The sequence below is a fragment of the Bacillus sp. SIMBA_074 genome (genome assembly GCF_046534555.1).
In the GTDB taxonomy this organism is placed as follows: domain Bacteria; phylum Bacillota; class Bacilli; order Bacillales; family Bacillaceae_G; genus Bacillus_A; species Bacillus_A mycoides.
In genome coordinates, this window is sequence record NZ_JAWRYM010000558.1 from 1 (window position 1) to 270 (window position 270).

Annotated in this window: 1 protein-coding gene; it reads right to left on the reverse strand. The window is 29.3% G+C overall.

Annotated elements, in window-relative coordinates:
- The coding region (locus SB773_RS35415) for an avidin-fold protein (protein ID WP_486304317.1) at window positions 1-119 on the reverse strand (119 nt) is incomplete at its 3' end.
- Window positions 120-270: the final 151 nt, after the last annotated feature.

Genomic DNA, 270 nt, shown 5'->3' on the forward strand with positions numbered 1-270 from the left:
CTTGCTGAAAGAATAGAACCTTCTTGTGAATAGTGAAAGGAAGTATTTCCTGATACTTCCCCATTTTCAGAGTTGACTTTTGCTCTGAATATCCGTCCATCATAATTAATCATATTCATTCCCCCTTATGAATCAATAAGGATAATGATACCAAATTAATAAAAAAAAGAGTATTGAAAAACCTTATAAATACTTAATTCGTTCACAATGGAAATTCCATAAAAAATACTTAATATTTCCCATTGAATTCTTCTATTATTGTGTGGTTAG